The 13,140-nt window shown below is 48.5% G+C and carries 16 protein-coding genes; 13 read left to right on the forward strand and 3 right to left on the reverse strand.

Annotated features, from left to right (window positions below; translation table 11 throughout):
- Nucleotides 1-99: 99 nt before the first annotated feature.
- On the reverse strand, nt 100-660 hold the full coding sequence (locus tag QWY22_RS01850; protein ID WP_300982675.1) for an SLOG family protein: 561 nt from the start codon (nt 658-660) through the stop codon (nt 100-102).
- Between the two features lie 150 nt (nt 661-810).
- On the opposite strand from QWY22_RS01850, the gene QWY22_RS01855 reads away from it, so the two are divergent.
- The 13 genes from QWY22_RS01855 to QWY22_RS01915 all read left to right on the forward strand — a co-directional run bounded on the left by QWY22_RS01855 (nt 811) and on the right by QWY22_RS01915 (nt 12,136).
- Complete coding sequence (locus QWY22_RS01855; RefSeq protein WP_300982676.1) at nt 811-1,761, forward strand: threonine/serine dehydratase family protein; 951 nt, start codon at nt 811-813, stop codon at nt 1,759-1,761.
- Nucleotides 1,762-1,831: 70 nt separating this feature from the next.
- Nucleotides 1,832-1,984 (forward strand): YfhE family protein, encoded by a 153-nt coding sequence (locus QWY22_RS01860; protein ID WP_082304832.1) that lies wholly within the window; start codon nt 1,832-1,834, stop codon nt 1,982-1,984.
- A gap of 181 nt (nt 1,985-2,165) precedes the next feature.
- Entirely contained in the window at nt 2,166-2,939 is a 774-nt protein-coding gene (locus QWY22_RS01865) for an SDR family oxidoreductase (protein ID WP_300982677.1), read from the forward strand.
- Nucleotides 2,940-3,091: 152 nt separating this feature from the next.
- Entirely contained in the window at nt 3,092-3,649 is a 558-nt protein-coding gene (locus QWY22_RS01870; protein WP_300982678.1) for a TetR/AcrR family transcriptional regulator, read from the forward strand.
- 17 nt (nt 3,650-3,666) lie between these two features.
- On the forward strand, nt 3,667-4,554 hold the full coding sequence (locus QWY22_RS01875; RefSeq protein ID WP_300982679.1) for a 3-hydroxyacyl-CoA dehydrogenase family protein: 888 nt from the start codon (nt 3,667-3,669) through the stop codon (nt 4,552-4,554).
- On the forward strand, nt 4,551-5,330 hold the full coding sequence (locus QWY22_RS01880; protein WP_300982680.1) for an enoyl-CoA hydratase: 780 nt from the start codon (nt 4,551-4,553) through the stop codon (nt 5,328-5,330). Before QWY22_RS01875 ends, QWY22_RS01880 begins: the two co-directional genes overlap by 4 nt.
- Nucleotides 5,331-5,343: 13 nt before the next feature.
- On the forward strand, nt 5,344-5,748 hold the full coding sequence (locus QWY22_RS01885) for an acyl-CoA thioesterase (protein ID WP_300982681.1): 405 nt from the start codon (nt 5,344-5,346) through the stop codon (nt 5,746-5,748).
- Between the two features lie 3 nt (nt 5,749-5,751).
- Nucleotides 5,752-6,819, forward strand: a complete 1,068-nt coding sequence (locus tag QWY22_RS01890) for a phosphotransferase family protein (protein WP_300982682.1) — start codon at nt 5,752-5,754, stop codon at nt 6,817-6,819.
- A 14-nt stretch (nt 6,820-6,833) separates the two neighbouring features.
- Complete coding sequence (locus QWY22_RS01895; protein ID WP_300982683.1) at nt 6,834-8,600, forward strand: acyl-CoA dehydrogenase FadE; 1,767 nt, start codon at nt 6,834-6,836, stop codon at nt 8,598-8,600.
- 11 nt (nt 8,601-8,611) lie between these two features.
- Nucleotides 8,612-9,586 carry a quinone oxidoreductase family protein gene (locus QWY22_RS01900; protein ID WP_300982684.1) on the forward strand — a complete coding sequence of 325 codons (975 nt, stop codon included), beginning with the start codon at nt 8,612-8,614 and terminating at the stop codon, nt 9,584-9,586.
- A gap of 21 nt (nt 9,587-9,607) precedes the next feature.
- The gene (locus tag QWY22_RS01905; protein ID WP_300982685.1) at nt 9,608-10,549 is read left to right on the forward strand and encodes an MBL fold metallo-hydrolase; all 942 of its coding nucleotides are present in this window, start codon (nt 9,608-9,610) and stop codon (nt 10,547-10,549) included.
- A gap of 120 nt (nt 10,550-10,669) precedes the next feature.
- Nucleotides 10,670-11,650, forward strand: coding sequence for a zinc-binding dehydrogenase (locus QWY22_RS01910; protein ID WP_300982686.1), 981 nt, complete (start codon nt 10,670-10,672; stop codon nt 11,648-11,650).
- A gap of 177 nt (nt 11,651-11,827) precedes the next feature.
- The gene (locus QWY22_RS01915) at nt 11,828-12,136 is read left to right on the forward strand and encodes a DUF4870 domain-containing protein (protein WP_036810617.1); all 309 of its coding nucleotides are present in this window, start codon (nt 11,828-11,830) and stop codon (nt 12,134-12,136) included.
- A 208-nt stretch (nt 12,137-12,344) separates the two neighbouring features.
- Here QWY22_RS01915 and QWY22_RS01920 read toward each other — a convergent pair whose 3' ends face one another.
- Both QWY22_RS01920 and QWY22_RS01925 read right to left on the reverse strand, forming a co-directional pair.
- Nucleotides 12,345-12,785 (reverse strand): YtoQ family protein, encoded by a 441-nt coding sequence (locus tag QWY22_RS01920; protein WP_300982687.1) that lies wholly within the window; start codon nt 12,783-12,785, stop codon nt 12,345-12,347.
- A 63-nt stretch (nt 12,786-12,848) separates the two neighbouring features.
- Nucleotides 12,849-13,070, reverse strand: coding sequence for a transcriptional regulator (locus tag QWY22_RS01925; RefSeq protein WP_036810609.1), 222 nt, complete (start codon nt 13,068-13,070; stop codon nt 12,849-12,851).
- Between the last annotated feature and the right edge of the window lie 70 nt (nt 13,071-13,140).

The following is a 13,140-nucleotide window of genomic DNA, read 5'->3' on the forward strand; positions in this document are numbered from 1 at the left end:
CCTTTAAGGTTTAAACAGATATAACTTATAAGGTTAGCGAAAATAATTGACAGAGTCAACTAAACAGAGGAGTTCAACAATTTCAAAAAAGGATGCGATTTACTGTTCCCAATCATTCAGCTGTTCTTCTTCCGCCACGACCCGCAAATCATCGGCTGTAATGGTTAACACTTGATAATCATTCTTTTCGGCATAAAGGTCGGCTTCCCGTTTCGTGAATTTAGGCGAACCTTCTGTTTCTTCATCGTATATGATGAGCATGCCGTCGGAATTGCGCAGGAAGAATTTATTCTTCTCGATAAACTGCCAAGGGGCTTCGTAAGGCCGGTTGGTTAAACTGCGGTGAAAATCGGCCTGTTCTAAAATCATTTGATACTTTTCCTGCTTGGCTTCGTTCCATTTCTTCTCCTGTTCGAGGAAAGGGGTCAGCACAGCATATTTCAATTGCGGAAATTCCTCCTGCAAATCCAGCACCACTTCTGCAGCCCAGGTCTCGACACCAAGCTGGCCGCTGAGGATGACCCATTCCAATCCTTCGTCGAGCAAAACGCGCAGACGGTTTTCAAGTGCTTTTTTGATAAATCGGACACCTGGATGCTTATCATCGAATATTCCCAGTTCATGTTGTTTATATCCTGTAATAACCAATCGTTTTAACATGTCACTTCTCCTCTCCAACAGAATATCCAGCTTCTTATTTTACAGCACTCTTCTATTAAGGTGTACCCTGATAACCAGGTGGGTTAAAACTGAAAAATCTTATAATTCATTTTGGATATGCTAAACTAAGTCACATAAAGGAGGTAGGTTATGGTTAATTTGGATGAAGTAAAAACAGCACAGCAACAAATTTCAGGGCTTATCCATAGGACGCCCATTTTGACGTCTGCTCTTTTAAATGAACGGACCGGCAATGAAATTTATTTGAAAGCGGAGCACTTGCAGAAAACCGGCTCTTTTAAAATAAGGGGTGCGGCAAATGCAGTTAAACAGGCCATTGATGACGGGGCCCAGTTTATTACGGCCGCTTCTTCCGGCAACCACGGGCAGGCAGTCGCCTATATTGCGGACCAGCTTGGCGTGCCGGCAACGATTGTTGTACCAGAAGATGCAAACCGGGCGAAAGTGGCGGCGATTGAAGCCTACAACGGAAATATTGTTTACTGCGGGTTAACTTCAGCTGACCGGATTCCAAAAGCCCAACAGCTGGCGGAAGAACAGGGAGGCATCTACATTCCGCCATACGACCATCCATTTGTCATCGCCGGCCAGGGAACCATTGGCCTTGAACTGCTCGATCAAGTGCCGGATATCGATATCATCGTCGTTCCGGTCGGCGGCGGGGGATTGATCAGCGGCATCCTGACGGCGGTGAAAGAGACCAACCCTGCGATCCGGGTCGTAGGAGTGGAGCCGGAAACGGCAAACGATACGTATTTGTCGCTTGCCAACAAACAAATCACTGCCATTTCTGGAACAACGACAATCGCAGACGGCTTGCGCACATCGCAGCCCGGCCAACTGACGTTCCCGATTTTGCAGGAGTTTTTGGATGACCTTGTACTGGTGACAGAAGACGAAATCAAAGAAGCTTTTCAATTTACATTGGAACGCACCAAACAGCTCATCGAACCATCCAGTGCAACCGGAATCGCAGCTGTGTTGTCCAAAAAGTTGGAAGTGGAAAAGAACAAAATTGCGGTAATTTTATCCGGAGGGAATGTGGATTTAAAGCAGCTGGATCGGTTTCTGCCCGAGTGAAAATCAGGTTTAGCCTCTACCGGAATGGGAAAAGATAGATATACTTTAAAACCAGGAAGGAGCGGTAACAATGGCAGAAGAAAAACAACCGCATGAAAAGCTGGCGGATAAAGAATTGAATGTGAAAGCGGCGCAAGAAGTCCACTTGCAAGACGATTTTAAAAAAGCGGACAAGGCTGGGGAGCAGACGGATAAGGAAAACGAAAAATCAGATGATCAATAAGTTGAAATGACCGGTGGATTTGAAAACTAATCAAATTCACCGGCTCTTTTTTTTAGGGAAAACAAAATTCCTTTATTCGAATCTTGCATTCTGAAAATGAAAGCGTTAACATAATGTTTAAGTATTCTGAACATACCAACTAGTTAGTATGTAGAAGTGCAATCGGATGGAGGAATGGAAAATGGATGTTATGGATTTATTCAGATTGGATGGCAAGACAGCAATTGTGACAGGAGGCGGGCGCGGGTTAGGAGCGCAGATTGCAGAAGGTTTTGCAGAAGCGGGAGCCAATGTAGTGATATGCTCGCGGAAGCTGGAGGCATGTAAAGAATTCAGCGAACAGCTGAAGCAAAAGGGCGTAAAATCCTTAGCATTGGCTTGTGACGTCACAAATCCGGAAGACGTCAAACGCGTCATCCAAAAAACCTTGGAAGAGTTCGGCACGATTGATATTCTCGTCAACAATTCAGGCGCCACATGGGGAGCTCCGGTTCTCGACATGCCGCTGGAAGCATGGCACAAAGTCATGGAAGTCAACGTTACTGGAACCTTCCTGATGAGCCGGGAAGTCGGGGAAACGATGATCCGCCAAAAAAGTGGGAAAATCATCAACATCGCTTCGGTCGCTGGGCTTGGCGGAATCGATCCGCAGCTGATGGATACGATTGGCTACAACACCAGCAAAGGAGCTGTCATTACATTCACAAAAGACTTAGCCGCCAAATGGGGCCAGTTCAATATCAATGTCAATGCATTGGCGCCTGGATTCTTCCCGACGAAAATGTCGAAAGCGCTGATTGAACAAAGCCGGGACCGGTTCCTTGATCAAACGCCATTGAAGCGTTTTGGGACGGATGAAGATTTAAAAGGTGCAGCGTTGTTTCTGGCGTCGAAAGCGTCGGATTATGTGACAGGGGATGTCGTCATTGTAGACGGCGGGATGCACGCCATTTAAAGCAGAATTTAGAGAAGCTTTAGCCAGTGCAGTTTTTTCGCGCCGGCTGTTAGTTGAACCAACCGGAATTTTGTGGCCAGTTGATTTTTGGCTTGTTAAAGCTAAAATCCGGCTGACCATTAAAGCGGGATAAAGAATAGCGGGGAATCGGCATGAAAGCAAAAATCAAGCAGCAAAGCATCAGCCTGTTCGAACAAAAAGGCTTCAGCGAAACGTCCATCCAGGATATTGTCGAAGCGCTCGGCGTGACGAAGGGTACTTTCTATTATTATTTCCCGAGCAAAGAGCAGCTGTTGATGGATATCCATTCCAACTATATCGATGACTTGCTATCACGGCAAAAAGCCATTCAGGAAACAGTTACCGGCAATCAGCAGAAACTGCAGGCGATTGTAGAACTGCTGATTGGCGATATTCAGGACCACGGTCCGAGCGGCCGGGTTTTTTTCAGGGAAATGCGGCATCTGACTCCAGAAAATTCTCAGGAAGTCAAACGGAAGCGGGAACAATTCCGCTTGAATATCGAAGAGCTCATTTCAGCTGGAATGAATACAGGAGAGTTCCGCAGTGATTTGCCGCCCGGCATGGTAGCTTTCGCTGTTCTCGGGGTAACGAACTGGAGTTACCAATGGTTTAATCCGAATGGCGGCATAACAGCCGGCCAGTTGGCGGAAATTTACAGCGATATGATTTTAAACGGCATCACTTAGTCTAAGGGGGAACAGCAGTGAACAACTTTCACATTCAAAAAATGGCGGTAATCGGAGCAGGGCAGATGGGACATCAGATTGCGATGCTCGGTGCGCTTGGCGGCATCCATACCGCACTTTACGATGTCGATCAAGAAGCGCTCGCTAAAGCGCAGATCAGTTTGGAAATGCTGATGGACCAGTGGGTAGTGAAAAAGAAAATCACCGATATGGAGAAAACGGCGGCTTTCAACTTGCTGCAGTTTACGAGTGGTTTGGAAAAGGCAGCAGGTGATGCCGATTATGTAATTGAAGCGGTCGTGGAGAAACTGGATGTAAAGCGTGAGATTTTTGGGAAATTGGACAAAATCGCACCGCAACATGCCATTCTTGCCACGAACAGCTCGACCATCGTCAACTCGCTGCTTGCAGAAGCAACCAGCCGTCCCGAAAAAGTGTGCAATATGCATTTCTTTTTCCCGCCGCTTGTCATGGACTGCGTCGAGGTGGTCATGAGCGAACAAACCTCGGAAGAAACCGCACAAATTTCCTTGGAGTTATGCCAGCGGATCAATCGTACCGGCTTATTGCTGCGAAAAGAAATTTCCGGATTTGTCGCCAACCGGATTTTAGGCGCGTTGCAAAAAGAAGCGATGCATCTATACGAAGAAGGTGTCGCGGACTACAAAGAAATTGATTTGATTGTCAAAAAAGCGCTCCGGCATCCGATTGGGCCATTTGAATTGATGGATTTATCCGGAATCGACGTGGCGTATTATGTGATGCAGCAACAGTATGCAGAAACCGGTGATCCGAAGGACAAGCCTTCCTCATTCATCGAAGAAAAAGTGAAGGCAGGGGAATTGGGGCGAAAAACCGGAAAAGGCTTTTATGAATATCCAAAAAAAGAGGTGAAAATGCCATGACAACGGTATTGAATGTGGAAAAAACAGACGGCTATGCGGTGGTGACCATCAACAACCCGCCAATGAACGTCATCAGCAACCAAGTATTCAAAGAACTGGATGAAGTGTTCGGCGAACTTGGAACAGATCCTGAAGTGAATGCAGTCATTGTGACTGGACAGGGAGACAAAGTCTTTGCAGCGGGGGCCGACATCAAAGAGTTTCCGCAATTGATTGGACAAGGCGGCTTGAAAGAGAAATTTTTGGAAACACATGCCATGCTGAACCGGATTAACCGTTTTGAAAAACCGGTCATTGCCGTGTTGAACGGGCTGACGTTTGGCGGTGGCTGTGAAGTAAGACTGTGCTGCGACATACGGATTGCGGAAGAACATGCCCAGATTGGCTTGCCTGAAATTACATTGGGGTTGTTTCCTGGAGGCGGCGGAACACAACGCTTGCCGCGCCTCGTCGGAGAAGCGAAAGCGAAAGAGCTGATGTTTACAGGCGAAGCGATTACGGCAGCAGAAGCTGAACGCATCGGTCTGGTCAATAAAGTAACGTCCAGCGGTGAAGGAATGGAAGCGGCGCGGAAAATGGCAAAGCGGATTGCCCGTTTTTCACTGCCGGCTTTGTCCCGTATCAAAAAAGCGGTGGATGAAGGGCTGGAGTTGCCGCTTGAGCAGGGCACAGATCTTGAAGCTGGCTTATTTGAAGAAGTGTTTCAAACGGAAGACGTGCAGGAAGGCGTAAGAGCCTTTATCGAAAAACGAAAACCGGCATTCCAAAACAAATAAGGGGTGAAAACCGATGGCTCATGAGATTACAGTAAAAGTCCGTTTTAGTGAAACGGATGCATTGGGGCATGTCAGCAATATCAGCTATTTCATTTATTTGGAAGATGCGCGGATCGAGTTTTTCCGTGAACTGGGGCTTAAAATGACCATTGATAAATGGAGTGTCATTATGATTTCCGCCAATTGTATGTTTTATAAACAAGCCTATTTCGACCAGCGCTTGAAAGTCACTTCGTTTGTAACAAAAATCGGCAATTCCAGCTTCAAGATTGGGCACCGGATTACCGATGCAAACAGTGGTGAGCTGATTGCAGAAGGCGATGCCGGAGCGGTTTATTTCGATTTCTCTTCTCAGAAGAGCGAACGGATTCCAGACGGCATCCGGGCAAAACTTGAGATGCACAAGGAAGAGGTGTGACCAATGGTCGGGAAAACGAGCGATACGATCCCTGTCCGTTCCGGCGAGGAACTCGACCAAGCCAAGCTTATGCAATTCTTAAGAGAGAATATCGATGGCTTGCCTGAAGGACCTCTTGAAATCCGTCAGTTTGGCGCAGGGCATTCGAATTTGACTTATGCGTTGTCTATAAAAGAGTGGGAAGCGGTATTGAGGCGTCCGCCGCTTGGGCCGGTGGCACCGAAAGCCCATGATATGGAACGGGAATTCCATATCTTGTCGACACTTCATCCGGTTTTCCCGGCAGCACCAAAGCCTTTTGTTTTTTGCCGCGACGAGTCCGTCATTGGCAGCCGGTTTTTCATCATGGAACGGCGCCGCGGCGTAGTCATTGATTCGGAATTTCCACAAGGAGTGGAGCCGACCGAAGAACTGGGCCGCCGGATATCGCAATTGATGGTGGATACCTTGGTCGACCTGCACGCCATTGACTATACCCAAACAGTGCTGGCAGATATGGCAAAGCCGGAAGGGTTTATGGAACGCCAAGTCCATGGTTGGATCGGGCGCTATGAACGCTCAAAAACAGATGACATTCCGGAAGTGGATGAACTCGCTGAATGGATGCGTGCGCATATACCGGATTCTTCGGAGCCGGCCATCATCCATTATGATTTTAAGCTCAACAATTCCATGTTTTCGACAGATTTTTCAGAACTAACAGGCCTTTTTGATTGGGAAATGACAACTGTAGGCGATCCATTGGCAGACTTAGGGGCTGCGATGAGCTACTGGATTCAAGCCGATGATCCGGAACTCTTAAAAACCGCTTTTGGCAAGGCTCCTGTAACTGTAGGGAAAGGGTTTTATTCACGGGAAGAGTTTATCGCGCGCTATGCAGAGAAAAGCGGGCGGGATGTCTCCACAATCGACTTCTACTTGACATTCGCTTATTTCAAATTGGCGGTCATTTGCCAACAGATTTACTACCGCTATAAAAAGGGGCAGACAAAGGATGCTCGTTTTGCCCATTTTGGGGAGTTTACAAAAAGCCTGATCCAGTATGCATTGTTGACAGCGAAGAAACAGTAAAGGGATGAAACGATATGGAACTTAAAACTTTGATGTACCGGGGCGGCAGCTTTTTATATGAAGAAACAGAAGCAGCCTTCACACCGGAAGATTTTACAGAAGAGCATAAACTGATTGGCAAAACGGCCAAGCGCTTTATGGAAAGCGAAGTGCGCCCCAATAATGAAGCGATCGAGAGCCAGGATTTTGTCCTGGTGAAAGAGCTGCTCGAAAAAGCAGGAGACCTTGGGCTGCTTGCGCACAGCATCCCGGAAGCATACGGCGGGCTCGGCCTCGATAAAATCAGCAAAGGCATTGTCGGGGAAGCTTTGGGGCCTGCTGGCAGCTATAGCGTTGCACAATCCAATCACACGTGCATCGCGACTTTGCCGATCACGTATTTCGGCACGTCTGAGCAAAAAGAGAAATATTTGCCGAAGCTGGCGTCCGGAGAATTTATTGGCGCTTATTGTTTAACCGAACCGAATGCCGGATCCGATGCCTTAGCAGCAGAAACAACAGCGAAACTGAACGGCGCAGGGACGCATTACATATTGAACGGTACGAAAATGTTCATTACCAATGCAGCCTTTTCAGATACGTTTATCGTCTATGCAAAAGTGGACGGCACCGCATTTACGGCGTTCATCGTGGGAAAAGGCTTTCCGGGATTATCGCTTGGTGCAGAAGAACAGAAAATGGGCATCAAAGGATCTTCTACACGGGCTGTCATTTTTGAAGACTGCGAAGTGCCGGTTGAAAATCTTCTCGGAGAAATCGGTAAAGGGCATGTTATTGCTTTAAACGTGTTGAACCTGGGCCGCTATAACTTAGGCTCTGCAACAATGGGCGCGGCGAAATACGGACTTGAACTGGCAGTGAAATATGTGAAAGAACGGCGCCAGTTCGGCAAAGCGATTGCCGGCTTTACCGCTACCCAGGAAAAAATCGCCAATATGGCACTCCGCATCTATGCGTCGGAATCGCTGCAATACCGGACAGCCGGCTATTTGGAAGAAGCGCTTGGCGGGTTGTATGATGTGGAAGATTCGGGTCTTGTGGCAAAGCGGATGATGGAATATGCCACCGAATGTGCGGTGTGCAAAGTATACGGCTCGGAAACGCTTGACTTCATTGTGGACGAAGCGCTGCAATTGCACGGCGGCTACGGATTTATCAAGGAATACAAAATTGAGCAGATGTACCGCGACTCGCGCATCAACCGGATTTTTGAAGGGACAAATGAAGTCAACCGCTTGATTGTTCCGGGTAATCTATTGAAAGCAGCCACCAAAGGCCAAGCACCGCTCACAGAAGCTGTCGAACGGGCAATGCTGGAGATCGGGTCGCCGCAAGTAGAATCGATCGGCCCCATTTCCCGGGAAATAGAAGCGGTTCGTGCCATTCGCCGAGTGTTCCTGTTGTGTGCGGGACTTGCCTACAAAAATTACGGAGCAGCACTCAGCGAAGAACAGGAAACCTTGATGAAGCTGGCGGATATCGGCATTGCTTTATTTGCGGTGGAATCCGCGGTACTGCGCACTGCCAAAGCGATCCAGTCGCAAGGCAAAGAGGCTGCTTCTTTTAAAATCGACCTGGCAAAAGTGCTGGTGGACGATGCACTGCTGGAAGTGGAAATGTCAGCGCGCAAACTGTTGCAAGGTGCAGCTTCCGAAAAAGGGCTGCACGACAACGTCCGGGCGGTGGCAGGTGAACTGAGCCGGCTGCAGCGGGCAGGCGGAAAAGCCTCAAAACGGGCGATTGCGGAAAAGATTCTGGCAGCAGAACAATACATTTCATAGGGGGAAAAAGGATGAAAGTCATTAAGTTCGAGCAATTTGGAGGACCGGAAGTGCTGCAATGGACGGATGCGGAGAAACCGGAACCCGCCGAAAACGAAGTGCTGATTGAAATCAAGGCAAGCGGCGTCAATTATGCGGATACGGCTAGACGCGAAGGGCAGTATGTGGTGCCGACGAAGCTGCCTTACGTACCGGGAGCTGAAGTAGCGGGTGTGATTGCGGAAACCGGAAGCGGTGTGAAAAGCTTCCAAAAAGGGGACCGGGTGGTAGCGCTGATCGAATCGAACGGCTATGCCGAATACGTGGCAGTGGACGAACGGGTTTTAACGCCAGTTCCGGACGGTGTGGACTTTGAGCAAGCCGTTGCTCTGCCGCTGCAAGGTTTGAGTGCTTATCATATCCTGAAAACGATGGGGCGTCTGGAGCCGGGCGAAAGTGTCCTAATCCATGCGGCAGCTGGAGGTGTCGGGCAGATTGCGGTTCAGCTGGCGAAGCTGTTCGGTGCCGGCAAGATTATTGCGACGGCAAGCACAGACGAAAAACTGGCGCATGCCAAATCGATGGGAGCAACACATCTGGTGAACTATTCCGAAGAGGGATGGGCAGACAAAGTCAAGGAGATCACAGAAGGCAGAGGCGTGGATGTTGCCCTTGAAATGGTCGGCGGCGATGTGTTCAATCAGACAGTGAAATGTCTTGCTCCGTTCGGACGCTTGGTCATTTTTGGTGCTGCAAGCGGTAAGCAGGCCACGTTCAATCCTGGCCAATTGATGCGGAAAAATCAGTCCGTCATCGGCTTTTTCCTGCCGCAGATCATGCGCAAGCCGGAATTGTTCCAAAGCAGCTTCAAAGAATTGCTGGACTATATGGCAAGCGGCGACTTAAAACTGATGATCGGCGGAGCATATCCTCTGGCTGAAGCGGCAGAAGTCCATCGCTTATTGCAAGGCAGAAAAACCATCGGGAAACTGGTGCTGAAACCGTAAGATTCAGAAAGAGGGGATTGCATGCTGGATCAATTAGGGATTGAGTCGATTCGTATCGATTTGCCGTTCCGTCTGAACCACGTCAATTGTTTTATGGCGGAAGGTGAGAAGGGCTGGACCATCATCGATGCGGGATTGAACAATGACTCTACGAGAGAGTTGTGGGAGCGGCAAATTGGAAAGCGTGATGTGGCGGACTTGCTGATCACCCATTACCATCCCGATCATTTCGGCTATGCCGGCGGGCTACAGAAAAAAACAGGAGCGAAAGTTTCCATGACGAAGACAGATGCCAATTCGGGTCTGTCTTCTTGGCAGTCCGAATTTCTCGAGACGATGCCGGCTCACTACAAAGCTTCGGGTGTGCCGAATGGAAAGTCGTCGGAAATGGCGGGGAATACCGCGGACTTTCAGCCTTTGGTCAATCCGCTGCCGCAAATCAATCATTATTTCGTAGAAGGCGAAACGGTACAGATCGGGCGCTATGAATATGAAGTGATTTTTACGCCCGGCCATTCGGACGGTATGGTGTGCTTTTACAACAGAGAAAAGAATGTCTTGCTGTCGGCCGACCATATCCTGCCGAACATCTCGCCGAATATTTCTTATTGGTACCATGGCGACGAAAATCCGCTGGCTTCGTATTTAACTTCTTTGGAGAAAATTAGGATGTTGGATGCTGAATTTGTCATCCCGTCTCATGGCAAACCGTTTTACGACGCCAATAGCCGGATAGCGGAACTGAAAACGCATCATGCCGAACGGCTGGAGGAGACGGCTGATGTGCTCCGCGAAACTGCTACGGTCTACGGGGCGTGTGAACTGCTTTTCAAGCGGCCATTGACGGTCCATGAAATGCGTTTTGCAGTCGGGGAAACGCTGGCTCATTTGGAGTATTTGCGCCATGCTGGAGAGTGTGAACGTGAAATGGACAACGGTGTTTGGCAGTATAGGAGACGCTGAAGTAAATCTCTGCTTTGGGCAATTGGCATATCCCATGCGGAAGCCGTTTAAACAAACAAGCATCCCGTAAACTGTTAAACTAATGATAGAAAGAGTGATAACAGAGGAAGGATGATGTAAGTGAAAGCATTTGTCATTGAATCTGGTGAATTGAAAGTGAAAGACATGGAAGAACCGCAAGCGAAAGCGGGCGAAGTGGTCGTCGCGCTGAAAACTGCGGGCATCAACCGGAGGGATCTTGGATTGCCGAATCGCTATGGCAACCGTCCGGAAGCGCTCATCATCGGTTCCGATGGAGCGGGAGTTATCGAAGCGGTCGGCGAAGTGGTGAGCGGATTCTCAGTTGGTGATGAAGTGATCATCAATCCGGCGCTCCGCTGGTACGGCAACAGCGATGCACCGCCGGTGGAATTTGATATTTTGGGTATGCCGGACCATGGCACATTCGCTGAGAAAATTGCTTTGTCTGCAGAGCAAGTCGAGAAAAAGCCGGAATTTTTATCGTGGGAAGAAGCCGGGTCGCTCGCTTTGGCGGGGGTGACCGGCTACCGGGCACTGTTTACTAAAGGTGAAGTAAAGGAAGGCGATACCTTGTTCATTCCAGGAGCAGGAAGCGGTGTGGCAACGTATTTGATTCAGTTTGCGAAAAACGCAGGCGCCCGGGTGATTGTCAGTTCCAGAAGCGAAGAAAAGCGGAATCATGCGCTAGAAATTGGAGCGGACCGCGCCATTGTGACAGACAGCGACTGGCTGCAGGAACTGGCCGATGAAACCGTTGATCTCGTCATTGACAGCGTCGGTGCCGCGACGTTCAACCGGTCGCTCGAGGTTCTGAAAAAAGGCGGGCGCATCGTCATTTTCGGTGCCACGACCGACGACAATGTCGATTTCAATCTCCGCAGCTTCTTCTATGGCCAGTACCAATTGTTCGGCTCGACGATGGGCAGCCGCGAAGAGCTGCGCGCGATGCTTGCCCATATGGAAGAACACGGCACGCATCCTGTCGTTGACCGGGTCTTCGATTTGGAACACGCGCAGGAAGCATTCGATCATTTGGGCAGCGGAAAACAGTTCGGCAAAGTCGTCTTGCGGCTAAAGTGAAGTTCACCCAGTGGCATGTTCCACTAAGTGCTAGTTGAACAAACCGGACTTTTACGTTCGAAGAAGCGGGAATCTAACTGTCTGTTAAAGCGGGATTAAATAATTTCGAACTTCTGAAACTTTCCGGCCAGTCAACCGTAAATAAGGTATCAGAAAAAAGACTGGAGATGAAAATAAATGGAGAATACAGGCTTTAAAATACTTGTCCATGCCAGTGCGTTCTTTGCTCCGTTTTTAGTGCCGTTTATCGTGTTCCTTATTACGAGCGACCCGGAAGTGAAAAAACTGTCCATCCAGGCGTTGTTGTTCCAACTTGTGATGGGTGTGCTGTTGACGATTTCAGGTTTCTTGGTGATCTTCATCATCGGTATTCCTATGCTGATCGTGTTTGGCTTGATGACCGTCATCGTACCAATCATGGGCATTATCCGCGCATTGAACAACGACAAATTCGACTATCCGATCGTTGGTGCCTGGTATCAATGAACCCCCTCCTCTTGAGGGGTTTTTTTATTGGCAAAAAGGATCTGTTTTATTAAAATTTCTGCTGGAAGCGTATTTTAACCTTTGCCGAGCGTATTTCAAGATTAATGGAGCGTATTTCTCGAGTTGTAGTGCGTATTTTAACTTCAACTGAGCGCATTTTCAAAAACCCACATAAAACCCGGCCATCCATGAGGATGGCCGGGTTTTATCAATCAAAAATATACGCTAAGGCTTTAATCGCCTGGTCGACAGTTTCGACGGTAGCATTTGCTTTGCGGGACAGTTCTTTCAGCGGATGATGCAGTTTCTCGGGGCGGATCAGGATGACCGGTTTCCCCACTGCAAGTGCGCTGCTGGCGTCCATTGCCGTGTTCCATTGTTTGTACTGTTCGCCGAAAAGAGCGATGACCAGATCCGCTTTTTGCATCAGTACGCCGGTGCGCAGGTTGTTGAAGCTGGAAGCTGCTGCGTCTTTGAATACCGCATTCGGCTGCTCGCCTAAAATTTCCTCGCCGATATTATCCGAGCGTTCGTGGTCTTCCATCGGTCCGACAAAATCGACCGGCAAGTTCAGTGCCAATGATTTTTTCTTGATCTCTTCGCGCCACGTACTATGAATTTCTCCGGCTAGATAAACAGTTAATCGCATGTATATATCCTCCTTGAACCCATTTCCTTCAGTGTATCACAAGTCCGGAAAGGGCAGAGGGCCTTAAATGATCTGGCGTTCTTTGCGTTCTACCGGAATCAATGAAAGCACATTTTCAATTTTGAACGTGCGTTTTTTGTTCCGGAGAAAGCAATATGCTTGAAACGACTCCCCGCTCACTTTTAAAATTTTAATGCGGCGTTTGCTGATGCTTCCATCGTTCGCCATGTACATCATGTCAATCAATTGCTGATGTTTGAAGGCTTTCAAAATCTGTGCTTTCATCAATTTTCACTCCCTTAATAGAACGTTTGTTCTTATTATAACCCTAAAAATTGCAGAAAACAAGCAAACT

Source organism: Planococcus liqunii, assembly GCF_030413595.1.
Taxonomy (GTDB): Bacteria; Bacillota; Bacilli; order Bacillales_A; family Planococcaceae; genus Planococcus; species Planococcus liqunii.

Coding starts and splice junctions, on each gene's coding strand:
- QWY22_RS01850 (WP_300982675.1), bottom strand. CDS start 660: ATGTTAAAACGATTGGTTATTACAGGATATAAACAACATGAACTGGGA.
- QWY22_RS01855 (WP_300982676.1), top strand. CDS start 811: ATGGTTAATTTGGATGAAGTAAAAACAGCACAGCAACAAATTTCAGGG.
- QWY22_RS01860 (WP_082304832.1), top strand. CDS start 1,832: ATGGCAGAAGAAAAACAACCGCATGAAAAGCTGGCGGATAAAGAATTG.
- QWY22_RS01865 (WP_300982677.1), top strand. CDS start 2,166: ATGGATGTTATGGATTTATTCAGATTGGATGGCAAGACAGCAATTGTG.
- QWY22_RS01870 (WP_300982678.1), top strand. CDS start 3,092: ATGAAAGCAAAAATCAAGCAGCAAAGCATCAGCCTGTTCGAACAAAAA.
- QWY22_RS01880 (WP_300982680.1), top strand. CDS start 4,551: ATGACAACGGTATTGAATGTGGAAAAAACAGACGGCTATGCGGTGGTG.
- QWY22_RS01885 (WP_300982681.1), top strand. CDS start 5,344: ATGGCTCATGAGATTACAGTAAAAGTCCGTTTTAGTGAAACGGATGCA.
- QWY22_RS01890 (WP_300982682.1), top strand. CDS start 5,752: ATGGTCGGGAAAACGAGCGATACGATCCCTGTCCGTTCCGGCGAGGAA.
- QWY22_RS01895 (WP_300982683.1), top strand. CDS start 6,834: ATGGAACTTAAAACTTTGATGTACCGGGGCGGCAGCTTTTTATATGAA.
- QWY22_RS01900 (WP_300982684.1), top strand. CDS start 8,612: ATGAAAGTCATTAAGTTCGAGCAATTTGGAGGACCGGAAGTGCTGCAA.
- QWY22_RS01905 (WP_300982685.1), top strand. CDS start 9,608: ATGCTGGATCAATTAGGGATTGAGTCGATTCGTATCGATTTGCCGTTC.
- QWY22_RS01915 (WP_036810617.1), top strand. CDS start 11,828: ATGGAGAATACAGGCTTTAAAATACTTGTCCATGCCAGTGCGTTCTTT.
- QWY22_RS01920 (WP_300982687.1), bottom strand. CDS start 12,785: ATGCGATTAACTGTTTATCTAGCCGGAGAAATTCATAGTACGTGGCGC.
- QWY22_RS01925 (WP_036810609.1), bottom strand. CDS start 13,070: ATGAAAGCACAGATTTTGAAAGCCTTCAAACATCAGCAATTGATTGAC.